29 protein-coding genes and 4 pseudogenes are annotated in these 23653 nt (G+C 55.5%); 4 read left to right on the top strand and 29 right to left on the bottom strand.

The genetic code is table 11. The features are described from left to right. Nucleotides 1-8: 8 nt before the first annotated feature. The 11 genes and pseudogenes from PHA01_RS02965 to PHA01_RS02915 all read right to left on the bottom strand — a co-directional run bounded on the left by PHA01_RS02965 (nt 9) and on the right by PHA01_RS02915 (nt 6619). On the bottom strand, nt 9-167 hold the full coding sequence (locus PHA01_RS02965) for a phage tail assembly chaperone (RefSeq protein WP_417020913.1): 159 nt from the start codon (nt 165-167) through the stop codon (nt 9-11). A gap of 44 nt (nt 168-211) precedes the next feature. After that, nucleotides 212-550: a gene transfer agent family protein gene (locus tag PHA01_RS02960; RefSeq protein ID WP_271893237.1), complete on the bottom strand. Its 339-nt coding sequence runs from the start codon at nt 548-550 to the stop codon at nt 212-214. Beyond that, nucleotides 550-963, bottom strand: a complete 414-nt coding sequence (locus tag PHA01_RS02955; RefSeq protein WP_271893236.1) for a phage major tail protein, TP901-1 family — start codon at nt 961-963, stop codon at nt 550-552. The genes PHA01_RS02960 and PHA01_RS02955 overlap by 1 nt, the downstream gene beginning before the upstream one ends. Nucleotides 964-991: 28 nt before the next feature. Next, the gene (locus tag PHA01_RS02950) at nt 992-1402 is read right to left on the bottom strand and encodes a DUF3168 domain-containing protein (protein ID WP_271893233.1); all 411 of its coding nucleotides are present in this window, start codon (nt 1400-1402) and stop codon (nt 992-994) included. After that, nucleotides 1399-1554 carry a hypothetical protein gene (locus PHA01_RS02945; protein ID WP_271893231.1) on the bottom strand — a complete coding sequence of 52 codons (156 nt, stop codon included), beginning with the start codon at nt 1552-1554 and terminating at the stop codon, nt 1399-1401. Before PHA01_RS02945 ends, PHA01_RS02950 begins: the two co-directional genes overlap by 4 nt. Then, on the bottom strand, nt 1551-1886 hold the full coding sequence (locus PHA01_RS02940; RefSeq protein ID WP_271893230.1) for a phage head closure protein: 336 nt from the start codon (nt 1884-1886) through the stop codon (nt 1551-1553). The genes PHA01_RS02945 and PHA01_RS02940 overlap by 4 nt, the downstream gene beginning before the upstream one ends. Next, the gene (locus PHA01_RS02935; RefSeq protein ID WP_271893229.1) at nt 1886-2455 is read right to left on the bottom strand and encodes a head-tail connector protein; all 570 of its coding nucleotides are present in this window, start codon (nt 2453-2455) and stop codon (nt 1886-1888) included. Before PHA01_RS02935 ends, PHA01_RS02940 begins: the two co-directional genes overlap by 1 nt. Before the next feature lie 833 nt (nt 2456-3288). Next, nucleotides 3289-4362 (bottom strand): hypothetical protein, encoded by a 1074-nt coding sequence (locus tag PHA01_RS02930; RefSeq protein ID WP_271893227.1) that lies wholly within the window; start codon nt 4360-4362, stop codon nt 3289-3291. A 330-nt stretch (nt 4363-4692) separates the two neighbouring features. Further along, a complete protein-coding gene (locus PHA01_RS02925; protein WP_271893225.1) occupies nt 4693-5928 on the bottom strand; it encodes a phage major capsid protein in 1236 nt (411 codons plus the stop codon). A gap of 250 nt (nt 5929-6178) precedes the next feature. Beyond that, nucleotides 6179-6330 (bottom strand): annotated as a pseudogene (locus tag PHA01_RS02920) (HK97 family phage prohead protease); the annotation flags it as partial. 10 nt (nt 6331-6340) lie between these two features. Beyond that, on the bottom strand, nt 6341-6619 hold the full coding sequence (locus PHA01_RS02915) for a hypothetical protein (RefSeq protein WP_271893224.1): 279 nt from the start codon (nt 6617-6619) through the stop codon (nt 6341-6343). Here PHA01_RS02915 and PHA01_RS02910 point away from each other — a divergent pair. Then, on the top strand, nt 6618-6917 hold the full coding sequence (locus PHA01_RS02910; protein WP_271893222.1) for a hypothetical protein: 300 nt from the start codon (nt 6618-6620) through the stop codon (nt 6915-6917). The two genes, PHA01_RS02915 and PHA01_RS02910, sit on opposite strands and share 2 nt — an antisense overlap. Before the next feature lie 124 nt (nt 6918-7041). On the opposite strand, the gene PHA01_RS02905 is transcribed toward PHA01_RS02910, so the two are convergent. From PHA01_RS02905 to PHA01_RS02835, 16 genes and pseudogenes are all read right to left on the bottom strand, one after another. Continuing rightward, nucleotides 7042-7275, bottom strand: coding sequence for a DUF7683 domain-containing protein (locus PHA01_RS02905; RefSeq protein ID WP_271893221.1), 234 nt, complete (start codon nt 7273-7275; stop codon nt 7042-7044). 111 nt (nt 7276-7386) lie between these two features. After that, on the bottom strand, nt 7387-8409 hold the full coding sequence (locus PHA01_RS02900; protein ID WP_271893218.1) for a colicin E3/pyocin S6 family cytotoxin: 1023 nt from the start codon (nt 8407-8409) through the stop codon (nt 7387-7389). A gap of 137 nt (nt 8410-8546) precedes the next feature. After that, nucleotides 8547-8813 (bottom strand): annotated as a pseudogene (locus PHA01_RS02895) (HK97 family phage prohead protease); the annotation flags it as partial. 22 nt (nt 8814-8835) lie between these two features. Beyond that, on the bottom strand, nt 8836-9114 hold the full coding sequence (locus PHA01_RS02890) for a hypothetical protein (protein WP_271893217.1): 279 nt from the start codon (nt 9112-9114) through the stop codon (nt 8836-8838). A gap of 31 nt (nt 9115-9145) precedes the next feature. Then, the gene (locus PHA01_RS02885) at nt 9146-9424 is read right to left on the bottom strand and encodes a hypothetical protein (RefSeq protein WP_271893216.1); all 279 of its coding nucleotides are present in this window, start codon (nt 9422-9424) and stop codon (nt 9146-9148) included. 49 nt (nt 9425-9473) lie between these two features. Further along, a complete protein-coding gene (locus tag PHA01_RS02880; RefSeq protein WP_224505533.1) occupies nt 9474-9950 on the bottom strand; it encodes a hypothetical protein in 477 nt (158 codons plus the stop codon). A 556-nt stretch (nt 9951-10506) separates the two neighbouring features. Continuing rightward, nucleotides 10507-10908: pseudogene (locus tag PHA01_RS02875) on the bottom strand (HK97 family phage prohead protease); the annotation flags it as partial. Between the two features lie 23 nt (nt 10909-10931). Next, nucleotides 10932-11165 (bottom strand): DUF7683 domain-containing protein, encoded by a 234-nt coding sequence (locus tag PHA01_RS29580; protein WP_465248731.1) that lies wholly within the window; start codon nt 11163-11165, stop codon nt 10932-10934. Nucleotides 11166-11198: 33 nt separating this feature from the next. Next, nucleotides 11199-11594 (bottom strand): hypothetical protein, encoded by a 396-nt coding sequence (locus PHA01_RS02870; protein WP_271893215.1) that lies wholly within the window; start codon nt 11592-11594, stop codon nt 11199-11201. Between the two features lie 476 nt (nt 11595-12070). Then, nucleotides 12071-12310 carry a hypothetical protein gene (locus PHA01_RS02865; RefSeq protein ID WP_106715840.1) on the bottom strand — a complete coding sequence of 80 codons (240 nt, stop codon included), beginning with the start codon at nt 12308-12310 and terminating at the stop codon, nt 12071-12073. A 626-nt stretch (nt 12311-12936) separates the two neighbouring features. Next, nucleotides 12937-13431, bottom strand: a pseudogene (locus tag PHA01_RS02860) (HK97 family phage prohead protease); the annotation flags it as partial. Beyond that, entirely contained in the window at nt 13421-13789 is a 369-nt protein-coding gene (locus PHA01_RS02855; RefSeq protein ID WP_114432087.1) for a DUF6107 family protein, read from the bottom strand. The gene PHA01_RS02855 and the pseudogene PHA01_RS02860, both read right to left, overlap by 11 nt. Nucleotide 13790: 1 nt before the next feature. Beyond that, the gene (locus PHA01_RS02850; RefSeq protein ID WP_271893211.1) at nt 13791-14960 is read right to left on the bottom strand and encodes a phage portal protein; all 1170 of its coding nucleotides are present in this window, start codon (nt 14958-14960) and stop codon (nt 13791-13793) included. 466 nt (nt 14961-15426) lie between these two features. Further along, on the bottom strand, nt 15427-16719 hold the full coding sequence (locus tag PHA01_RS02845) for a DNA-packaging protein (protein ID WP_465248732.1): 1293 nt from the start codon (nt 16717-16719) through the stop codon (nt 15427-15429). Beyond that, nucleotides 16601-17137 (bottom strand): hypothetical protein, encoded by a 537-nt coding sequence (locus PHA01_RS02840; RefSeq protein WP_271893210.1) that lies wholly within the window; start codon nt 17135-17137, stop codon nt 16601-16603. Before PHA01_RS02840 ends, PHA01_RS02845 begins: the two co-directional genes overlap by 119 nt. Nucleotides 17138-17429: 292 nt before the next feature. Further along, nucleotides 17430-18062, bottom strand: coding sequence for a LysE family translocator (locus tag PHA01_RS02835; protein WP_271893209.1), 633 nt, complete (start codon nt 18060-18062; stop codon nt 17430-17432). Nucleotides 18063-18330: 268 nt separating this feature from the next. Here PHA01_RS02835 and PHA01_RS02830 point away from each other — a divergent pair, with 268 nt between their 5' ends. The 3 genes from PHA01_RS02830 to PHA01_RS02820 all read left to right on the top strand — a co-directional run bounded on the left by PHA01_RS02830 (nt 18331) and on the right by PHA01_RS02820 (nt 21912). Beyond that, complete coding sequence (locus PHA01_RS02830; RefSeq protein WP_271893207.1) at nt 18331-20481, top strand: transglycosylase domain-containing protein; 2151 nt, start codon at nt 18331-18333, stop codon at nt 20479-20481. A 308-nt stretch (nt 20482-20789) separates the two neighbouring features. Beyond that, a complete protein-coding gene (locus tag PHA01_RS02825) occupies nt 20790-21374 on the top strand; it encodes a DUF1214 domain-containing protein (protein ID WP_271893204.1) in 585 nt (194 codons plus the stop codon). Beyond that, entirely contained in the window at nt 21367-21912 is a 546-nt protein-coding gene (locus PHA01_RS02820) for a DUF1254 domain-containing protein (protein ID WP_271893202.1), read from the top strand. The genes PHA01_RS02825 and PHA01_RS02820 overlap by 8 nt, the downstream gene beginning before the upstream one ends. A gap of 46 nt (nt 21913-21958) precedes the next feature. On the opposite strand, the gene PHA01_RS02815 is transcribed toward PHA01_RS02820, so the two are convergent. Further along, nucleotides 21959-23269, bottom strand: coding sequence for an MFS transporter (locus PHA01_RS02815; protein WP_271893201.1), 1311 nt, complete (start codon nt 23267-23269; stop codon nt 21959-21961). A 156-nt stretch (nt 23270-23425) separates the two neighbouring features. After that, complete coding sequence (locus PHA01_RS02810) at nt 23426-23617, bottom strand: hypothetical protein (RefSeq protein WP_271893199.1); 192 nt, start codon at nt 23615-23617, stop codon at nt 23426-23428. Nucleotides 23618-23653: the final 36 nt, after the last annotated feature.

Here is a 23653-nt window from a genome sequence, read left to right as displayed (position 1 = left end):
TGCATCTCCTATTGTTCATCCGGAAAGCACTGCATCAGACGTGCCAGATCAATCCGCGTCGGCGCAGAACGGTTAGAAGGCCTATGGAAGGCAGCATTGAGTTCGCGTGGTGTCATTGCCCAAAACTCGGCGGAGGAGAGCCGCAAGATGCCGAATCCCGCCGCCATCATGGCCGCCCAGGGAAATGGCTCGGTATGATCGTCGTTGATATTCAAAGCCTTGATCCGGCTTGCTCCGAATTTGATTCACCGAAGGTCGCGCTCAACAATTCGCCGACGATGCGGGCAAAGCCGGTTATTCCGCCGTCCGCGCGCATCTGCGCAATTGCTTCCGGCGCCAGTTCATTGCCGCCGCCACGCAGGCCCGCTCCTATGATCTTGAGAATATCGGTCGCCGAGAGCGCGCTCGTCGAAAACCGTTTCAACAGGACGGCCAGGTCTTGCGCGCCGAATGCATCTTCCAATTCCGCAAGTGCTCCTAGTGTCAGGCACAATGTCCATTCGCGGCCATCCAGGACCGCGCTGATTTCGCCGCGATGCCGGTTCACCATCAGGCAATCTCCTTGAACGTAACGGGACCCGCGGATTCCAGCGCGATCTCGAACGTGACCTCGCCATTGTAGGCACCGCCATATTCAAGCGCTGTGATCTGAAACGGTCCCTGCAGCATGCCGAAATCCGGCAACACAATCTGCCAGAGCGGGATATCGCCATCGAAAAAAGCTTGCCGGAACAGCGCATCGGACTGCGCATCTTTGAATATGCCTCCGCCACCGATTGATGCGCGCTGGACCGCACTGCCCCCCAGAAGCTCGCGCCAGCGACCGGCTGCATCGGCGTCGGTCACATCAACTGTCTCGGTGTTGAAGGCAACGCGCTTCGACCGCAGGCCGGCACAGGTCACATAGCTGCCACTGGCATCGGCAACCTTCAACAGAATATCCTTGCCTCTCTGGGCGCTCATGCGATTTCCTTTCAGATTGATTTTGAGTTCAGGCGGGGAGTTCTTCCGTCACCGCCCGGTAGCGCAGGACACCGAGATAGCCATCGCGGTTGTCCTCGGCACGCGCCTGGGAATACTGCAACCCTAGGTTGACCACCCGGTGCCCAACAAGCGTGAGTACCGATTTGTCTAACAACCGCTCGATGATGTTCATGATCGTGAATACCGATTTTCGGCCACTCGCCCGGTTCCAGATGTTAAGCGTAAACAGATGTTCGCTGCCCCGTTCGGTGCCTGTGCTCCAGTCGTAGATATTGGATGAGCCGAGCGTCACATAAGGATACTCCGCCTTCTCCGGCACGCGGTCATAGACCCGGCCCTCGATCAGTTTTTCTAGCGTGCCATCTGCCTTCAAAAGCGCGAGAAGTGCCTTTTGCAATTCCAGCCCGGCACTCGTCATGGCTTGGCCTCGTTCGTAGCCTTGCGGTTACGCTTCGAATTCGCAGCTGGATCTTTTTCAGATCTGGCAGTCGCATCTTCCGCCAGCTCGATCGCCTGCCAGCGCAAAGTCTGGATCAGGTCGGCGACGGTCATCTGCATCGTGATCTTCATCGGCTCTCCTCGCGCACGCGGCAGACCAGATAGCGCCCGCTATCGTCGGGATCGTGCAGTGTCAGGATTTGAAAAATGCGGAGCCCCTTGCGCAGGCGCATGGTGCTGGCGATGTCACTTCGCATCCGCAGTGTGATGCGATGCGTGACCTCGGGCAGGCCTTGCTCGCCGAGGATGCGCAGGCCGGACTCCATCGGTTCGATCTGCGCCCAGACGGTGGCGATCTCGACCCAGTTTTCCACGAGTTCGCCCGTGTCGTCGGCAGTGATTACGGATTTCTCAAGCAAAAGCTCGCGCGACAGACTGCCCGGATCGATGAAGAGCGCCGGCATCAGAGCGATACCTTGCGCCAGAGCCCGATTGCCCGTTCAAAAGCCGACGGATAGGAGACAGGCTGTTGCGCAGCACCATAGACACCCCGAAACTCGTACCAATGCGCAACCAGCGTCAAAATTGCATGGCGCAAGGCGTCGGGAACCTCGTTTCCGGTTTCGCCGAAACCCGCAATGAAATCTATTTCCAGCCCGCTGAGCGGCTGTGCCGGCCGGCTGCGTGCCGCAAGATAGAGTCGCGCCGGCCTCGCGTAGCCACTGAGATGGAGGTCGTGCCCGGCAATCGAAACCGGCATTCCGTCGTCGATGTAAGCTGTCACAGCGACGACGGAATGCACCGGATATTTCGCGATCCGGACGACACCGCTTTTCGGCCAGCTATCGGCATAGAACCGCCAGGTCTGGTTGATCAGTGCAAGGCCGGTCTGCACCTCGAGCGTTTCCCGCGCAGCCTTGATAAGACCAGTCAGCAAGGCATCTTCGCTATCACCGTCGAGGCGTAAGAATTGGCGCACCTCCGCCAGCGTCACCGGCTCAAGAGCCGGCGGCTTGATCAGTGTCATGGTCATGTTTGGAACCTTATTCAAAAAGGGAATGCCGCCATGGAGCGGCCGTAACCGCAACTGCAGGACGTCGCATTTCAAGGCTGTTCACACCAAAACCGTGAGCGCAATGGGATCAAAGCGTTGCTATACGCGCACTAGAACTATCGACTAAGAGATTGCGGCACGAGATACGTGTAGGGTCTGTCCGGCATGCGTCATCCAAGTATCAAAAACACCGAATTATGGACCATCTGGTGGGAAAATGAACACTGGCACAGAAACCGCTCTTTCCAAGAAAGATCGCGATAAAAAAGATGTAATGCTTGGCATACATATCATGTTTGCTATGCTCATATTCTATTCGTTGGCATTGGCATGTTATTTTTTCATCATACAATTCTCCAAAGTGGGATATTGGTACGAATATTATACAATATTACCATTTTATATTTTGACAGGACACCAGCACATATTTATTGCGATCTCATCTTTTGTTTTCGTTTATCTCGTTGAGAAAAATCTACATAATTCATATAGCATAACTGTTTATACAATAGTTATTCTTTTTGCTACGCTTTTGATTTCTGCCATTCCACATCTTATTTTGCTACTTCTGCAATTTATTTACTCAGACAAGTTTCATATTTCTCTTCATGTATTTGTAGTATTGTTCTCGTTTCCTCTGTATGCGATTTCAATACCATTGTCCGCGATTTTATTTTTTTCTACACGGAACGACCTTCTTTTTCGGCTAACATTGTATGGCTGGTCAGTCACAACACTATTCGGCTTATTATTCTTGAATGGACTCGCTGAGTGGAGTTATTCAGAAAATTCGTAGGTTTCTTGCACGCCAATCAGTGTTTTGATCGGTCAGTGCCCAGTCCTTCCATGATAGCTCTCAAGATTACCTCAAGGTTGTTCAGATGCTGCTGGCCGCCATCGCCATGCGGATCAAAATCAAATTGCTCCTTCTTGCGTCTGGACCTGGCAATTCTCTGGTCAATGTTCCTCGACAGCGTTTTCTCACCCATCTTATAATACGTGACCCGCAGAGCATCCTTCACATCGTCGGATATTCTGTTCCAGGCAGTGCTGTCCTTGTCGAAGAAGAACCTATCTGCATTCCTGACTTTCAAAGCAGCAAATGCAAAAGTCGTGTCTGTCTTGTCGAAATCGCTCAGGTCCTTGAGCAGCGTGTCGTAATGGTCAACATACTTGGCCAGATGCAACGGGTCGTCACCCCTTGCAATATGCTCGGCATCATATTCCCTCAGGAGGTCAATTGCCGTTTCCACTCTAATATTCCCCGGACCTACATCCATTGAAGCAGCATTGAGTGGTTTCTGCCACCAATCTGGTTCGCGCACTTTGATGGCATTGTAGTAATCGAGTAGCTGTTGATGGGTATTACCCGACACCCACCAGTCACCTGTCCCTTGAAGAGCGCCCCGTACGTCAGCAGCAAGATCCGGGTTGTGACGCGTGTCATACTCGTTGGCCACCGCACCTATCACGGCATTGCGCGAACCACCGAGCTTGTCGGCAACACGTTGCGCCGTCGCGGCATGTCGGGTGATAAACTTCCTTGTCTCTCCCGTGAATTTCGTGGCCGGTTGGGATGAATTGCCTTGATCCGCTGGCACGCGGCCACCGGCACGCCCCACGAGCTGGCCCGCGGTACCATCAGGTGCCTTCGGGCCAGTCTCTGGTTTGCGTCCAACCGCCACCGCACCGCCAAACCGCCCGTGGCCGGAGGCGAGCTGCGCACCACCTGTCACTCCGCCGCTCCCGCCCTCGTCGGTCCATTGCCCGCCATCGGAATTGCCGGCGGGTACACGCGGTTGGTCTGGATTGTATTTTCTGACCCAGATCTGGAAAGGCTCGTAGAGTAATGAGCGGCTTTTCAGTTCACTGTTCTCTTGGGCCAAGCTAGCCAGCCAAAGGAGGTTATGTTCCCGTGGCGGACTACGCCTCAAAGCCCCGATCAAAACTTCGTTGGCCTTGATATTCCAGAGTATTCTGAGCTGATGCGAATTGTATGGCGCCGACATGAATGTGCGCTCCGGAAACTACTGGATCGGGTGAAATGAGCAATTCGACGAAGGTCTTAGGAAGATTCGGCGTGTGCCATTCTGGCCAGGGCGAGACGAAAAATAGTGGTTTTCGAGGACCGGAGCGCAGCGTACATATTGGTACGTGAGCACCGGACCGCAGAAAAACGCCATTTGCAGGCCGTCCTGGCCTGAATGGGTTGAGGATCAGGCCGCGAACTTCAGCAGCTTGATCGCATCAAAATCCTGCACGCCGCCGCCGATACGTTTGGTCGTGTAGAACAGCACGTAAGGCTTGGCGGAGTAAGGATCGCGCAGCACGCGCACGCCAGTGCGATCCACCACCAGATAGCCCCTTGCGAAATCGCCAAAGGCAATCGGCGTCGCCTTGTCGGCGATATCCGGCATGTCCTCAGCCTCGACAAGCCCGAAGCCGAGCAGCGAAGCCTGGGCGCCGGGCGTTGCGGGCGGCGTCCAGAGATAATTGCCGTCTCTGTCCTTCAGCTTGCGGATTTCGGCCTGCGTCTTGCGGTTCATCACCCAATTGGCGTTCTGACGATATCCGGCCTTCAGCGCATAGATCGTATCGAGCAGGATGTCGGAAGCATCGGCAGTGGGAAACTTGCCGGGAACGCCCGTGGAAAGCGAGCCGAGCTTGCCCCAAGCCCAGGCGCTTTCAGCCACAACATCATAGGTCAGGAAGCCGCGCGGCTTGTTGATACCATCGCCGCTGATGAAGGCCTTGCCTTCCTGTTCGGCAAAGGCTGTCTCCACTTCCGTCGAGATCCACTGCTCCACGTCGACGGCGCTATCGTCGAGCAGCGAGGATGTCGCCGCCGGCATGGCGTAGAGTTCCATGGTGGGGAACTGCAGCTCCGCCAACTTGGAGCCTTCCGTTTGCGGGCGGATATCGGTTTCACTAACCCAGCCAACTGACGGGCCTTTGATTGAGTACGGCTTCTTCAGCACCGAACCCGACACCTGCCGCACGGAAGCAATACCTCGGATTGGCGAGATCTGCGCCAGACGCGCGCCAATCTGGGTCTCCAGTTCCTCCGGCACCAGATAGCCGCCATCGCTTGCCGAGCCAATCGTATGCGCCTTGGTTTCGATGACGCGCAGAGCGCTTTCATCGCCGCGCGGCACATAGGTTTCGAAGGCGTTCTTGTGTTCGGGCGAAGAAACCTGGCGAACACCGCCATCCAGCGCCGGACGCGCCTGTTTCAATTCCAGGTGATCCATGGCGCGCTTTCGCGCATCCACTTCGGTGTCCAGGCGCTGCATTTTATCGGTCGTCAGAACATCGACGCTCTTGCCTTTCTCGATATCGCCGAGGCGAATGTCGTTCGTGGCCTTGTATTCGTAAAATGTGCGGGAAAATTCTTCAAAACTCTCAGGGCTGCTCGCAGTCTTGGTTTCGAGCACTTGCTTGGCTTTACTCATTATTCTTCCTTTTGGTTGTTAAAATGCAGTGTTGAAAATGCGCACAGCCTCGCCGCCCCGCGCCGGCAGTCCGGACGAAGTTTCAAGGTTGTTATGGGGAAAAATCCTGCTTTCAGGATGGGTGTAGTGCCAGATTTTTGATGCGGCGGATTACTTGGGGCGGCGGGCTGAGCAGTGTGGCGCGCACCGTAATCTATGTTGCGATTCGTCTAATATTAATTTCCAACAATAATGCCCTTACAAGTTGCAACTTGAAGCCGATGGAAAGGCCATCGATGGCGCCGGAGCGCATCAGCTTCAGCACTTCAGCTGCCTTGACGACACCCTTTGCCAGCTTGCCCTCGACATAGAGCCCGCGCTGCGAACCTCCGTCCATGTGCCGATAGGCTGGTTCGGGCGGTGCGCCTTCCGATTAGTCTATGCGCCGAACGATTTCTTCCAGATACATGCGTATACCGTCGTCGCTATCGAAGCGGGTGTTGGAGTTGGCTCCTTGCCATATTCTGTTTAGTTCCTTGGAGTCGTGCACGTTTTCGAGCACATCGAGGATAAAATGTTTGATCATTTGTTGTTGCTGAGGCGTGACATGTTTGAGCGCAAAGTCGAACTCATCCTCAACCTCAGGCGATACGGCGAGTATCTGAGGATCGAACCACACACACAATTCTGGAAATTCTGGCGGTATTTTCATGGATCATCTCCGACGACTTGCAAGTGTTGGACTAGTCAATGCGTCGGACAATCTCCGCCAGAAAGGCCCGTATGCCATCATCGTGACTGAAAACGATATTCGCGTGGGCGGCACGCCAAATGCTATTCAGCTCATCGGAGTCATGCACGTTTTCAAGCACATCAAGAGCAAACTCTTTGATTACCTGCTTCTGCTGGTCGTTAACGTGAGAGAGCGCGAAGGAAAACCGATCTTCAACCTCTGGATAAGCTTCGAGAATGAAAGGATTGAACCATTGGCACAACTCTGGAAATTCTGATGGTACCTTCATTGCTTGGACTCCGATGGCTCGTCGTTGCATGGCATTGCCGTTTTTACGCGATAGCCTCGTTTTGCAATATATTTACTCTCTCAAGTTTATATCAATTTATAATCACTTAATGTTATTCATAATAATCTACAAAACAATCATATTTATCGATATCAACCATTATACCAAATTTCTCAAATATCTTTATATTATGATCTTTTTCTATCTTATAACCGAAGTACATTAACGGGTCATCTTGTGGATAGTCAAAAATTGAGCGAAAAAAATCCAGATCATCATGCAGAAATTCAATCTGATTGATAAAATCATCCCCTTCTTTTTCATATATTTCAATCGTTCTTGGCATACACATCTCCGTCCATCTTGCTTGCCGACACTACTCCAAAATGCATAATTGTAGCGGTGCGTTTACGACCAACACCATGGTTCACTAGGGTGCTAGTTCGTCCGCAACATCTTAATCTGCCTCGCTTTTCAATGCCTTTATTTCAAACTCATGATACAATTCTTCCATACCATAGTTAGAGCGCTGGTTTAATTCCCTGATTCTGATATATTTTTCCGTTTTCCGTCCTGGCTTGGCAGGTTTGGTTTTCTTGCCAGTTTTGGGATCATATTCGCCAAGATGCTTGCCCTTGTTGTTATACTTTTCAAGCGCTCCGTTCTCGTAGTCCCACTCAAAAATGTTGCCACTCTCGTCGGTCCATCGCTCTCTACGCCCCCGTCTCTTTGCCTTCTTCAACCCCGGAATACCGGTAATCTCACCAGCCGATTTAGGTTTGGGATAATATTTATGATCAGGGTTTTTCGGCCCCTCGCTCAGCACCACATTATTCATGCCGCCGGCGTGCATCGTGGCGGCGGTGTCTTCGAGCGTGGCCGTATCCATCGGCTCGCCGTTGATCGTGCCCTGGTCCAGTTCAAGCGAGCCGTTATCGCCAGGACTCAACTTGAACGTAACCGTGTCGCCACCCGGCGTGTCGATCGCGACATCTCTTGAAAAGCTGTCACTGTGACCGGTGACACGCACCGACGACCCGTCGGGGGCGTTGAATGTCTGGTTGACTGCTGCCCCGCCAGCCGGGTTCGTCATGGCGAAATAGAATCCGGCCGTGCCCAGGGCACTTCGCACGGCGCCCCGTGCAGTGGTAGCCGCAGCCTGCTTGCCGAGCTTCTGGAGCGTATAGTCGCGCGCAGGTGCCGCTGCGCTCACGGCAGCTTGCGCGGGTGTTTTCGCCGTATTTGCCGTCGATGACACAGTGCCGGCGGGTTTTTCCTTACCCCCGCCCCATCTTTGATCGAACGCCTCCTGCGAGAGCGGCTTGCCACTCGCGCCGCCTCCCCCGCCCTCCGTCCATTGCCCGCCATCGGCGTTTCCCGCCGAAACACGCGGCTGGTCGGGATTGTACTTGCGGTACCAGATCTGGAACGGCTCATAGAGCGTCGAGTGGCTTTTCAGCTCCGCGTTTTCTTCTTTCAAGCGCGCCAGCCAGCGGCAGTTGTAATCGCTCTGCGGCGAACGTTTCAGCGCCTCGATCAGAACTTATTGGCCTTGATGTTCCATAAAAGCCTGTGCTGGTTGGAATAGTCCTTGTCCGGCATGGCGTCGGCGGGCAGGCTCTTCACCTGCCCCACCCTTGCGGATGGCAGCATCGGGAAGGTCACCACGGAGATTTCCCAAAGGTCCGCCTCGTGGATATGGCGGATGCCGACACCATCCGCCTTGGCCTTGATCGTCTTGAAGCCGATGGAAAGGCCATCGATGGCGCCGGAGCGCATCAGCTCCAGCACTTCGGAAGCCTTGGCGACACCCTTGGCCAGCTTGCCCTCGACATAGAGCCCGCGCTTGTCCTCGCGAACCTCCGTCCACGTGCCGATGGGCTGCTTGGGGCGTTGCGCCCTCCGATTAGTCTATGCGCCGGACGATTTCTTCCAGATACATGCGTATACCGTCGTCGCTATCGAAGCGGGTGTTGGAGTTGGCTCCTTGCCATATTCTGTTTAGTTCCTTGGAGTCGTGCACGTTTTTAAGGACATCAAGGATAAAATGTTTGATCACCTGTTGTTGCTGAGGTGTGACATGTTTGAGCGCAAAATCGAACTCATCCTCAACCTCAGGCGATACGGCTAGTATCTGAGGATCGAACCAGACGCACAACTCGGGAAATTCTGGCGGTATTTTCATGGATTCTCTCCGACGACTTGCAAGGGTTGGACTAGTCAATGCGTCGGACAATCTCCGCTAGAAAGACCCGCAAGTCCTCATCGCTATCGAAGCGACAATTTGAATTTGCCGCCCGCCATATTACGTTCAACTCTTTAGAGTCATGCACGTTTTCAAGCACATCCGACAGAAACTGCTTGATAACCTGTCGTTGCTGAGCTGTAACCTGTGATAGAGCAAAGGCGAACTCGTCCTTGACCTCTGGGAACGCCGCCAAGATAGATGGGTTAAACCAAACGCACATTTCGGGAAATTCGGGCGGTATTTTCATGGATTGGGGCCCGCTCCCATCGCCGTCCACTGCCGGCCATCTTGGCTCATCAGTTACGCAGTATCAATTGCGCGTTTTCGTCTAGATCAATCAAGCGCTCTACCGATTTCTCCAAAATCTCTGCCGGAATCTGTACAGCAAATTTGCTATCCCCATGACTCTGAATGGCCTCCTCCGGCAATTCGCGTCTTTCAGCAGCACCCAAACCAAGACCAGGGCCGAGGTCGTGTTCGATCGTCTCGCCTTTGTTTATATAACTCTGCGCCGTATACCATTCAAAGACGGCTATCCATTCCTCATCAGGACGCAATTGCCGGACAGCCTCAAGGAAATCCTCCGCCTGTTTCAAAGCGGCTGGTGAAACGCTGACCACACCTGGTCTTTGGTATCCATCCGGAAGTGGTCCTTTGACTAATTCGGAACTCATGGAAATATCTCCGCTCGAAATGAAAAACAAAACTGAAACAACAGCAAATTTCATAGATTTAAAAATAGAAATATGGATCCTTGATGAACCCTCGCCCATCCCCACTTCCCTCCTTTACAATAGTCTGCCCATTAGCACATCCATAGGTGATCTTAAACCTTTTGTTGCCATAACTATCTTGCGAGCGGGAAATGCCTTCCGCTACACAAACACGAAGAACGGTACCTGCAATCTGATACCTGCGTTTGCCACTCCGATAAGATGAGTTTTCGTCAATTTTTCCTCCAACTCTATCCGATTGGCCGCTCTGAATCGTAGAACGGCTCCTTTGACCGCTCGACAGATTTTTAATCGGGCCGACAACACCTTCACCTCCCCCACCTCCATCCGTCCATTGCCCGCCATCGGGGTTTCCCGCTGAAACACGCGGCTGGTCGGGATTGTACTTGCGGTACCAGATCTGGAACGGCTCATAGAGCGTCGAGTGGCTTTTCAGCTCCGCGTTTTCTTCCCGCAAGCGCGCCAGCCACCGGCAGTTGTATTCGCTCTGCGGCGACCGCTTCAGCGCGGCGATCAAGACCTCGTTGGCCTTGATGTTCCACAGCAGCCTGTGCTGGTTGGAATAGTCCTTGTCCGGCATGGCGTCGGCGGGCAGGCTCTTCACCTGCCCCACCCTTGCGGATGGCAGCATCGGAAAGGTCACCACCGAGATTTCCCAAAGGTCCGCCTCGTGGATGTGCCTGATACCACCCGTATCCGCCTTGGCCTTGATCGTCTTGAACCCGATGGAAAGCCCATCGATGGCGCCGGAACGCATCAGCTCCAGCACTTCGGAAGCCTTGGTGACACCCTTGGCGAGCTTGCCCTCGACATAGAGCCCGCGCTTGTCCTCGCGAACCTCCGTCCACGTGCCAATGGGCTGGTTCGGGTCGTGCTGCCACAGCATGCGAATGCCGGCGGCACCACGTGTCTGGATCGACTTCAGAAAGGCTCCCGCCTCAATAGCGTCCTTGCCGAGATCGACCTCGCCGAACAGGCTGGCATAGCCGGAAAACGCATCCCTTTAGAATTCAAAAAATACTATTCGTAATAATCTACAAAGCAATCATACTTATCTATATCAACCATAACGCCAAATCGTTCGAAAATCTTACGGTTCCGCTCGGCATCAATTTGATATACCTGATATAGTACAGGATCGTCGTCCCTATATTCTAGAATTGAACGAAAAAAGTCAAAATCATCATGCAAAAATTCAATATGGTTTATAAAATCGTCTCCCTCTTTTTCGTACAATGCAATTATTCTTGGCATGTAAATGTTCCTTTGCTCCGAAGTCGTCAAATATTAATTGCGAACAATAATATCCTTGCAAGTTGCAACAATTTCAGCACCAAAGCTTGGCTCAAAATATACCAACTTCAAATTCTCCGATAAAATTTCATCAATAGTATTATCAATTTTTTCTGAATCAAAGTATGAAGACGCACCCCCCACTTCTGTTGCCCATGTAACCCTGTCTTTCAAGTATTCTTTACTAACATTATGTCCAAACTCTATCACTCGCGATATCACATTCTGATGAATAAAATCGTTAACTCTAAATATTGCACACCCTACGAGTTCAACATATGTCACATTTCCAAACTCGTCATTTACCTCTATATTTAAGGATGACGAAGTTCGATTGTAACTAATTTTTGTTATTTCTTTATCATGCATCGCATCTAAATTGATGTTCATTTCATAGTCCTTGCTCGCCATCTTTGTTTGGATCAAATGGGCGTCCGGGTCTTCGAATGGGTCGTCCCTCACTATCGCGATCCCAATCGTGGACATGCGGAGTGCCCTGCCCATGATCGTGATCATAGTCAATATCCTTTAGCGGTTTTCCATCAGGTCCGTATCCCCTAACTTGTCCACTTCCAGGATTGATATGTGTTGAACTTGGCGGGCCTTCATTGGGTGTTTTAGATTTCCGTTGCCCCCCTTCCTCGCTCAGCACCACATTGCCCATACCGCTGGCGTGCATTGTGGCGACAGCTCCTTCGAGCACATCCGTATCCATCGGCTCGCCGTTTATCGTGCCTTGGTCCAGTTCAAACGAGCCGTTATCGCCAGGGCTCAGCTTGAACGTAACCGTGTCGCCACCTGGCGTGTCGATCGCTACATATAGTCTTCAAAGTCCAAAGGGTTATCACCCTTGCATTATGACAGGGTCACTCACCTTGCAGATCATCAAGTCGGTCCATGATATCTGGATATTGCCGAGCTACCACCTCGAGCACTTCGAAATATTGAGCAGCCATAAGCTTACCTACCAAATTTCGTAAAGTATCGAGTGCCTCAGCATTTCGATCAGCCTGCCTATCAATCAAAAACCCATTAAAATCTTTGGCATGCAGGAGTATGATCTTAGCGATTGCATCAGCATCTTCCCGGCTAATTGGGTTCACCACGTATTTTCTCCTCAATATCCGAATATTGACATACACTCAGCAAGGCATCTGTGAAATGGTGCCCCATCCAATGTGCGGGTGGGCAATGTACTAATGCATTTTTCAATACAAATTTTTTTCGCGTCGGGGTATAACAATCCCGTCAGTTGAGTTGAGCGTCTTAAAGAGTTTGCCACTTGGCGGGTTGTAGGCCTTGTAGTTTTGCCTTGTTTTGGTCGGCTTTCTGAACTGCCACCTCTGTTGCTTGCAAGCCGATCATTTCGGTTATCGCTGCCCCATCTTCGATCGAACGCCTCCTGCGGGAGCGGCTTGCCGCTCTCGCCACCGCCAACACGCCCACCGACGCCTCCCCCGCCCTCCGTCCATTGCCCGCCATCGGCGTTTCCCGCCGAAACACGCGGCTGGTCGGGATTGTACTTGCGGTACCAGATCTGGAACGGCTCATAGAGCGTCGAGTGGCTTTTCAGCTCCGCGTTTTCTTCTTTCAAGCGCGCCAGCCAGCGGCAGTTGTAATCGCTCTGCGGCGAACGTTTCAGCGCCTCGATCAGAACTTCATTGGCCTTGATGTTCCATAAAAGCCTGTGCTGGTTGGAATAGTCCTTGTCCGGCATGGCGTCGGCGGGCAGGCTCTTCACCTGCCCCACCCTTGCGGATGGCAGCATCGGGAAGGTCACCACGGAGATTTCCCAAAGGTCCGCCTCGTGGATATGGCGGATGCCGCCACCATCCGCCTTGGCCTTGATCGTCTTGAAGCCGATGGAAAGCCCATCTATGGCGCCGGAGCGCATCAGCTCCAGCACTTCGGAAGCCTTGGCGACACCTTTCGCCAGCTTGCCCTCGACATAGAGCCCGCGCTTGTCCTCGCGAACCTCCGTCCATGTGCCGATGGGCTGGTTCGGATCGTGCTGCCACAGCATGCGGATGCCGGCGGCGCCACGTGTCTGAATCGACTTCAGGAACGCCCCGGCCTCGATCGCATCCTTGCCGAGATCGACCTCGCCGAACAGGCTGGCATAGCCGGAAAAACTGCCATCTTCCGCCACGGCCTCTACGGTCAATCCCGTGTACTTCTTCTCGAGGCGCGGCAGAAATCGCCTGTTTGTTCCCGGTTCAACGAACATTGGCGATATCCCTCTCGTCGGAGGGATTTTTGTCGATTTGCGGAGGTTTCGGTTCACCGATGCGCGCGGCGATGCGGGCGAAAATGCCAAGCGCTGTCCAGGCGGCCAGGCTTGCCGCCGTCGCGCCCATCAGCATCAATTCGGTTTTCCCGAGCTCACCGCCAATGTCGAGTTCGGCAGCGATCTTGATCCCGGCTACGCCGCCGAAAGCGAGGCCGCAGACAATGCCGACGATGAAGCGGATGGCCGCTTCGCTCTTGTCGCGCGGCAGCATGTAGGCGAGGGAGACGGCGGAGCCTGCAATAGCGCCCGCCGCCTTTGCCGCCAGTATCCAGGCGGCATCGGACCAGTGTGTCATCTTATTCTCCCTGATTTTTTGGGGCGTAGCCCACTGCTTCTCGCTTTTCCTCATCGCTGAGGAACGGCGCAGCGCCGATCCGCTGCCACAGCGCATCGCGCTCTTGGCTAAGCCCGTCGACGCGGTCGAGATCGGGCTCGATCCGCAGCTCATTGCCGAAGACAGGGCCGAGCCAGGCAGCGAAAGCTTTGGCTGTGCGTGTCACCATCGGGATCACCGTCAGGCGATAAAAGGCGCGGTTGGCCTCGGCGTAGTTGGCGTAGGTGTTGTCGCCGGAAATGCCGAGCAGCATCGGCGGAATGCCGAAGGCCAGCGCGATATCGCGGCTTGCAGTGTTCTTGGCGGCGATGAAGTCCATGTCGAGCGGCGACAGTCCCATGGATTTCCAGTCGAGCCCGCCTTCCAGCAGTAATGGACGACCAGCCTTTGCCGCCCCCGTATAGCCTTCTTCCAGCTCGCCCTTCAACCGCTCGAACTGATCTTCGGTCAGGTGACTGGTCTCCCCCGGCGCATAGACGAGCGCTCCCGAGGGCCGAGCCGAATTGTCGAGCAGCGCCTTGTTCCACGAGCCGGAAGCGTTGTGGATATCCAGCGCCATAAGCGCGGCTTCGAGCGGCGCGAAGCCGTAATGATCATCGAGCGGATGGAAGAGCTTCAGGTGCAGCCCGCGCCCCTCATCGAGCGGGATCGTGCGTTTCTGCGCGCCGACACCGTAGTTCAGCGCAATCGGCCAGCCATTGTCATCGGCAATGATACGAACGCGATCGGGTCGCAAGAGATGCAGCTCACTCGCCCCGCCGCCGCTCTGCACTCGCTCCACATAGGCGTTGCCGGAGAGCAGCAGATGGCCATATAGCGCCTCGAGGAAGCTTGCCCCGTCGGTGCCGCGGTGCGGGTTGGTCAGAAGATCGAGCAGCGGATGCTCGCTGTGCTCGGTCTTGCCCTCATAGAGCAGCCAGGGTGTCGCGCCAGCCGCTTCCGCCAGATGACGGACGCAGCGATAGGCAACGGGATTGCGCATGAAACCTTGCCGCGAAAGCCCGACATAACCGCTCGTTGACCAGCGCGCCTCGCGGTCGAATTGCAAGGCGACAAAGCCCTGCGCCGACTTCTGCTGCAGATACGGGTTCTCATTCGCAGCGCGTCGGCGCCACGGCCAGTTGAGTGCCATGAGGGAATTCTTTCTGTTGTGTGAAAAGTGTCAGTCTTGCGGACAACCGCCCACGCATCGTGCGCGACGAAGTTTCAACCCTACGTTCGTTGCCGTGCGCAGCAATTCCATGAATGTGGTCGAGATACGAGTTTCGAGGGCGGAAGCAGAAGCAGAAGCAGAAGCATCGAGGTAGCCGCTGCATCGGGAAGATTGGCCTCCCGACCCTGGGCAGGGCCTTGCCCTCGAACCTGGAGGTGCAGCAATGCGGTTTTTACCGTTTCGCATCACCCTCATTATGAAAAAGACCCGGACGAGCTACCATCTCGAGTTCCGGGTCCAATTCATAAAGTGAGGAAAAGGGGGACGGGCGAAAGCTCGTTCCCCACTCCAAGGGCAATATAACATTTTCCATCTCATTTCCAAGCGTCAAGGCGTTTCAATGAACAGAAACAGGAATTTGACGCAGACCGGCATAGCGTGAATGTCACCTCACCACGCGTATCCTCGGGCTGCCATCGCGGCGGCGCAGGAGATCGCTGAGGGCCCAGACCAGCGCGTCCACACGATCCGGAGAGCGGCCGTTCGATAAGCCATTATGCGCGAAGTCGCACATTTCATCCTCCAGCAGGGGAAACCGCGCCGCATGGCGCACCCTGCCCTGTTCGTAGAGTGCCGCGATCGGCTCGGCGCGCAGCGCCTTGCCGCGATTGGCCCGCACGGAACGCACGGGAACGCTGTCGTCCTCCGCTGCGATCACCGCCGCTACCATATCGCCGCCCTGATTGACTTCGGCAATGATCAAATCGGCCTCCAGCCTGTGAAACAGCGCAATCGCCCGTCTTGCCCATTCGTGCGGCTTGGCCGGTGCGAAACTCTCGTCAGCGAGCACCCAGGCCATGCCGTTCTCATCGAGGCCGGCCGCCACGATCCCGCAAGCGTCGGATTTCTTCGTTGCGCTGGCCGGAGGATCGATCGCAACGACGATGCGCTTCAGCTCCGGCACGTCTGACGAGAACACGTTCTCCATCATCAGCCGGGACCACAGTGCGTCCGGGCTTTCCTCGATCAACTCGCCGTCGAGTTCCTGCCGCCCGAGCCGCGTGCCGCCATAAAGGCCATTCACGTGCTTGACATAGCCCGGCGCAAGATTGGCGGCGTTCTCCTGCATTTTCATGCGGCGCACGCGAATTGCCGGATTGGCGAGCATATTCTTGAGCAATGGCAGCGGCCTTGGCGTCGTCGTCACCACCTGCCGCGGGCTCAACCCGAGGCGCAGGCCGAATTGCAACATGTCCCAGGTCTCCTGCACATGTTTCCATTTGCACAACTCGTCGCACCAGGCGGCGTCAAATTGCGGGCCGCGCAGGCTGTCCGGGTCTTCCGATGAAAACATCGACGCCGTGGCGCCGTTTGACCAAACGAGACGCCGCCGTGTCATCTCGTAGCGTGGTCTCTCTGCGCGGGAAACCTTCATGATACCCGACGGCCCGTCGATCATGACTTCGCGCACATCCGCCAATGTCTCGCCGACCAGCGCGATGTTGCATGAACCACGCGTAGCGAACGGCCGGTAGTTTTGTGCGACGCCGTTGACCCATTCCGCGCCTATGCGCGTCTTGCCTGAACCTCTGCCGCCGAGGATCAGCCATGTCTGCCAGTCACGACTCGGCGGTTGTTGCGCTGTCCTTCCCTGGCAAATCCACTCCCGTTCGAGCGCCAAGGATTCCCTTTCGTTGAAGTTCTTCCTGGACCAGTTCTCTTGCGCGGCTGTCAGCAAGTTCATCGATCCTTTCATCAATGCGTTTCAGGACGGCGCGAAGCTCATCGGCACTCAGGCTACCCGCGGTTTGCGCTCTTGTTGTTGCAAAGCGCTCTTGTAGATCGCTCACGCGTTCAATGGTGCGGGCAAGAAGCGCCAGGGCATCGAGCCTCACCTTGCCAGACGATCCCTCATCCAGCGAGGAAAGCGTATCCAGTTCCTTGCGCAGCAGATCCATGATCCGCTGGGCAAGACGCAACTGCCGGTTACCCTGTTGCATATCGCTATACGACAGACCGTCGCGTTTGAGCGCTCGCAGGAACTGGCGTTCTGTCAGTCCGAGCAGCGGCACGATCTCGACGGCGGATATGCCATATTCGCGACATAGCGCAAATGCGCTTCGCCGGCGCATGGCGGCGGCAAAATTGACTATCATGGATTGTCCTTGGAAGGAGTTCGAAACGAATCCACTCGCCCGGCTAATCCACCGGCGAGGTATTGGACTCACATTTCCGACGATGACTAAAACCTACAGGACAACCGTTACGCAGTCAAGGATTATTTTCCTAGTCTGGATCTTTTTCTTACTTCCGCTTGGCTGTGTTGAGATTCAGGTCAAGACGCGCCGAAAATGGTGATTTTCGAGAACCGGAGCGCAGCGTACTTTAAGGTACGTGAGCACCGGATCGCAGAAAAGCGCCATTTGCAGGCCCGTCCTGGCGTGAATATCACGCTGCTGCCTTTTTCCAGCCGAGAGCCAACAGCCCTGCCCCGATCATCAGCGATCCACCTGTACGGTTGACGATACGCTGGACCCTGGGCTTGCGGATGGTCTGGCGCGCCATCGATGCCATCACGGCGTAGGTTGCGGCATTCAAGGTCGCGAGAACGAGGAAGGTCGTTTCGAAGATCACCATTTGCGTGAATATCGGGCGGGTCGTATCGAGGAACTGTGGCAGGAAAGCCACGAAGAAAATAATGCTCTTGGGATTGAGGGCAGTCACCACGTAGGCGTGAAGGAAGATGCGGTGGGCCTTCTCGTTCTTTTCCGGCGTTTCGCCGGTTTCGGGATTGGCGATCGGCGCACGCCAGAGCTTGATGCCAAGATAGATAAGGTAGGCGGCACCAACCCATTTCAGCACGGTGAAGATCGCTGCCGATGCCGCGAGCAAGGCGCCAAGTCCAAGCATGGAGGCCGTCATCGCAGTGAAATCACCGAGCGCAACACCCGCAACCGTCGCCGCCGCAAAACGCCGGCCATGGCCAAGCGCATAGGAGATGACGAGAAGGATCGTCGGACCCGGAATAGCGAGAAGAATTGCCGATGCTGCAACGAATGCCAGCCAATGCTCAATGGACATGCCTATGCTCCCACTTGGAAAAATGACACCAATCCACCGGACAGGCGCAATTGCAAGTGGAAACTTTTTGGCAACAGTCCCGGTCAAATCTCCATATCGGGGGCGCTTGCCCTTGTGACATTAATCACAAAGGCGGTATTCTTTTTGCGGGATGAAATGACCATATTAAAGCCTAAACAGCCGCCTCAAGAAGCTGTTAAGTGATATCCGTTAAACCATGTGCCTTCAGGGGTAAGCATGGCTTAGCACAGGGCAGGCAAGAAGTTTGATGGACGCGCCAGGGCCGGACAAGAAACGCAAGCGATTCAAGGTCTCGCCGCTGCTTGGGCTTGATGCCTGGATCGATTCGACTCTTTACGAAACGCGCTTTCGCCTTGCAGAGTTCTGGGAAGACACCACCATCTTCTTCCGCCGCTTCCATGTTACGGGCTGGCGTCGCGCTATATTCGAAGTTCTGGGCGAAGCATTCACCTGGGGTACAGTCGGTTCCGTGCTCATGCTGACGCTGGCCATACCGGCCTTTCATGAAACCGAAAAGAACTGGCGTACACGCGATGATTTCGCCGTGACGTTCCTCGACCGCTATGGCAACGAGATCGGCCAGCGTGGTATTCTCCACCGTAGCGCGGTACCCATTGACGAATTGCCGGATCACGTCATCAAGGCCGTCCTTGCAACGGAAGACCGCCGCTTCTTCGACCATTTCGGCATTGATTTCCTCGGACTGTCGCGCGCCATGACTGAAAACCTGCGCGCCAATTCCGTTGTCCAGGGCGGCTCGACCATTACCCAGCAGCTGGCGAAAAACCTGTTCCTCAACAACGAGCGGAGCCTTGACCGCAAGATCAAGGAAGCCTTCCTTGCCTTATGGCTGGAGTCGAACCTCAGCAAGAAGGAAATCCTGCAGACATATCTCGACCGCGCCTATATGGGCGGCGGAACGTTCGGCATCGCGGCAGCTTCCGAATTCTATTTCGGCAAGAGCGTCAAGGACGTCAATCTGGCGGAGGCGGCAATGCTGGCCGGGCTGTTCAAGGCGCCGGCGAAATATGCGCCGCATGTCAACCTGCCGGCTGCCCGTGCCCGCGCCAACGTGGTGCTCAGCAATCTCGTCCAAGGCGGATTGATGACCGAAGGCCAGGTTGTAGGCGCACGCCGCAACCCGGCAACCGTGGTTGATCGCGGCCGCTCGGAGAGCCCGGATTATTTCCTCGATTGGGCTTTCGACGAGGTCAAGAAGGTTGCGCAGAAAATGCCGACCCATACGCTCGTCGTCCGCACAACGCTTGATACGGGAATCCAGAAGGCAGCCGAGGAATCCGCGGAATACCACCTTCGCCAGTTCGGCAAGGAATATCACGTCACCCAGGCTGCCATCGTCGTTCTTGAAAACAACGGCGCGGTCAGGGCTATCGTCGGCGGCCGCGACTATGGCGAAAGCCAGTTCAACCGTGCCACAGCTGCCCTGCGGCAGGCGGGCTCGTCGTTCAAGCCTTATGTCTATGCTGCTGCTATGGAAAAGGGCATGACACCGAAGACGCTGGTCTCCGGTGGCGCGGTTTCATGGGGCAACTGGTCGCCGCAGAATTACTCGCGCCAGTATCTGGGAAAAATTGACCTCACAACAGCACTGGTCAAATCCATCAATACAGTCCCTGTGCGGCTCGCCAAGGATTACCTGACGACCGCGCCTATCGTAGCCTTGACCAAGGCCTTTGGCGTTGAGTCGCCGATCAGCTCGCACAAGACCATGGTGCTGGGCACGTCCGGCATGACCGTCATGGATCAGGCAACCGGTTATAACGTCTTCGCGACTGGTGGCATCGCCGGCATGCGTCATCCCTTCACGCAGATCTTGAGCCAGAATGGCGATGTCCTTTGGGATTGGAAGAAAGATGGTGTCAAACCGCATCGGGTGCTTTCGCAAACGGCCGCAGACAACATGAACATCATGCTGTCGCAGGTGCCGGAATGGGGTACTGGCCGGCGCGCCGCTTTGCCGATGACGCGCGCGGCGGGCAAGACCGGCACCACGCAAAGCTATCGCGATGCATGGTTTGTTGGCTTTACCGGCAACTACACGGCCGCTGTCTGGTTCGGCAATGACAATTTCACGCCGACCAAGGAGTTGACCGGCGGCATCCTTCCGGCAATGACCTGGCAGCGCTTCATGAACTATGCGCATCAGAACATCGATCTCAAAGCGATCCCGGGCATCGACCCAACCATGCCGAAGCAGGACAAGGTGGCGGCGGCCAAAACTGAAGAGGCCGTTGACGACGACGCGCTGAAGGCGGAAGAGCGGCCACGGGTTCTTTCAGGCGCCACGGCGACGGCCATCCGTGAAATCGGTCAGGCGTTGAAAGCCGCACCGCAGCTCAAACTGCCGATCTTGCCCTCGAAAGTCTCCGCACTTTGATTGCATGCACCAACACTCGCGTGTACTTCTTAGAGCATCGGACGGTAAATATGACGCGTTCTGCCGGAGGGAATTTGGTTCAAGGTCGAGGGATTTGGCGAGGCCGATGCCTTTCCATCGGACGAAGCCGGAGCCCGATGGATTTGGGTCAAATTCACCCGGCCCTTCGGGTTTCCGGCTGGCGGACACCCACTTTGTCAGATAGCTTCGTCCGATGGAAAGACATCGGCCTCGCCCCCTTCCGCGTGGGTTGTCTCGCCATCCGCGAAACAGAACTGCGTCCTATTTACCGTCCGATGCTCTAATCCATGCTTCGAAATGTTCTCCTCGCCCTCATTGCGCTTGTGATTGCCGTCGGCGGCGGCACGCTGAGCGCATGGTATGCGGTCAACCGTTTCGATGGCTTTGGCGCGCTCACCGTTGGTCAATGGACCGGGCATCCGGAAGCCGGCACCCCCCTCTCCGACCCTTATGCCAAGGCGCGGGCGGCCCGCGAAGGGGCCTTTCCGCTGGGGTCGGCCGAGGGCCTCGCCTTCTATGCCTATGACGATAATCAGGGCCAGGCACTCGACCGGCGCTGCTCTTACAAAATCGAAGGCAATAGCCCCAATTCGCGTTTCTGGACGCTCTACGCAGCCGACCGCTCGCTCATCGCACTTGACCCGGGTAAGGACCGCCTGCCTGCGCTGCATTCGCGGCAAATATTCCGCCAGGAGAATGGCCGGTTCGTCGTGCTCGTTTCGCCCAAGGCTCAACCGGGAAACTGGCTGGCCACAATGGGCGCGGGACGGATGGTGCTCGTGATGACGCTCTATGATACGCCTGTCGGCAGCAATTCGGGTCTCGTCGACATGACATTTCCGGCGGTCACGAGGATCAGCTGCGATGGGTAAGCTTTTTCGCGCCCTGCTCTTTGGTCTCATCGGAGCCGGCATCGTTCACATCGCGGTTGTCCTGCTCGTCCCCTTCTATTCCGATCGCAACGCCTGGTCGCGCATTTCCGCCTATGGCGATGACTGGCAATTCCATAGCGTGACTCGGGACCGGGCACCGGGAACCGTGCCGCTAGCCTTCGATCCACTGTTTCAGGCAGCAGCCTGCCGTTTCGATATCGAGGATCTCCCCGCTCACATCACCGGCGTCGGCACGACACCTTATTGGTCAATCTCCGTCTACAACCGACAAGGCGAAAACATCTACTCGATCAACGATCGCACCGCGATCGCCGACCAGCTCGATTTGGTCATCGCGACGCCGCTGCAGATGATTGAAATCAACAAGACTAAGCCCGCAGCGGCTGAAAATTCCGTGCTTATCGAGGCCGACATGGACGAAGGCTATGTTGTCATCCGCAGTTTCGTGCCGGATGAGTCCTGGAAAGAAGAAGTCGGTTCCTTCCTGAAGAGCGCCAGCTGTACGCCGTTGCTATAAACAACGCAGCGATCGGATCCAATCGCTGCGTCGTCTCGCGGGAATGCTACTCCTCCAGAGGCTTGTGCGCTGTTTCGCGCGCAAGCAACAGCACCAATCCCGTCACGCAAGCCGCACCCGCCACGTAGATTGAGATGGCGTAGGAGCTCGAATAGCTTTTGAACAGCGCCGCCATGATCAAGGGAGCGAATCCACCGCCAATAATCCCGGCAAAAGTATAAGCGAGCGATGCGCCGGTGAAGCGGATACGGGTCGGGAATTGCTCGATGATGAATGACGCCTGCGGACCGTAAAGACACGCATGCACGATCAAGCCACCGACGGAGGCGAGCACGATCGCCAGGGTCTGCGTCGTGTCGAGGAGCGCGAACATAAGGAAAGCCCAGACTATTGCACTCACAACGCCAAGCGCGAGCACCGGTCGCCGGCCCAGTCGATCCGATAGGCTGGCAAAGAGCGGAACGGCCAGCGCGTTGAAGCCGGTTCCGATAAGCAGCGCCATCAACGCCGTGGACTTTGGCAGTTGCAGCACGGTTGTCACGTAGGTCAGCGTGAAGACAACGATCAAACCGTAGAGCACGTCGCCGCCGATGCGCGAACCGCCGGCTAGCAAAAGACGGTGCCAATGATTGGTGACGACCTCCTTGATCGGCGCTTCGGCCTTGGTATGCGCCTCTTCGAGCTGCTTGAACATCGGCGATTCTTCAACGCCGCTGCGAACCCACAACCCAAACGTGACCAAGGCAAGGCTGAGAAGAAAAGGGATGCGCCAGCCCCATGCGAGGAAAGTTTCGTTATCCATGAGTGACGTAAAGCCATAGATCAGGCCGGTCCCAAGAAGGGTGCCCAGGGCGGGTCCCATCTGTGTCCACGAGGCATTGAGCCCCCGCTGGTCCTGCCGTCCATGCTCGACAGCCAGCAAGACCGCGCCCGCCCATTCGCCGCCGAGAGCAACACCCTGCACGAAGCGCAACGTTATCAGCAGCAGCGGCGCCAGTATTCCGGCGGATCCATAGGTCGGCAGGAGGCCGATGGTCGCAGTCGTTAGCCCCATGATGATCAGTGTTATTACCAACACTGCACGGCGGCCGATCTTGTCGCCGAGGCGGCCAAAAAACAGGCCGCCGAGCGGGCGCGATAGATAGCCGATCGCGTAGGTGGAAAATGCCAGCATCGTGCCAACCATGGGGTCGACGCTCGGGAAGAACAGCTGGCTGAAGACCAGCGCCGCCATCGTGTTGTAGATGGTGAAATCGTAGTATTCGAGCGTCGTACCAACCATGCTGGCAAGGGCTAGACGCTTTGGATGAGCTGAAGGTAAGCCGATACTCTCGGCGGTGCCGGTAATTGATGACATTGAAAATCTCTCTGTTGAAATGGTGTAAGAATAAACTTAGCGCGCGTAATAATCTGCAATAGGATACGTGGCAGCCATTCGTGTCAAGCACGCAAGCGCGATAAAAAAGGTGATTTAATAAGCAAAGGTGGAATTGCTTGAATAACAGGCAGCAATTCAGCCCGGCTGCGGCATCCTGTCGAAATATCTGCGCGGTGGTTTTGGTTTAGCGCGCTTTGGCGCTTCCGGTGCATAACGCTCGTAGCGCACGCCGGGAAAAATCGTGATTTCGGCAGTTGTCTGCCGTTCGTTGTCTGCAATGGTGCGCCGCTTGTTTGCGCTGCCTGGAAATGTGATGACCAACCCCATATCGCCCATCCGTTCTAGTCGTTGATCTCCTTGATA

Source organism: Candidatus Phyllobacterium onerii, from assembly GCF_028331445.1.
GTDB lineage: Bacteria > Pseudomonadota > Alphaproteobacteria > Rhizobiales > Rhizobiaceae > Phyllobacterium > Phyllobacterium onerii.
This window is presented reverse-complemented; position numbering and strand designations above follow the sequence as displayed.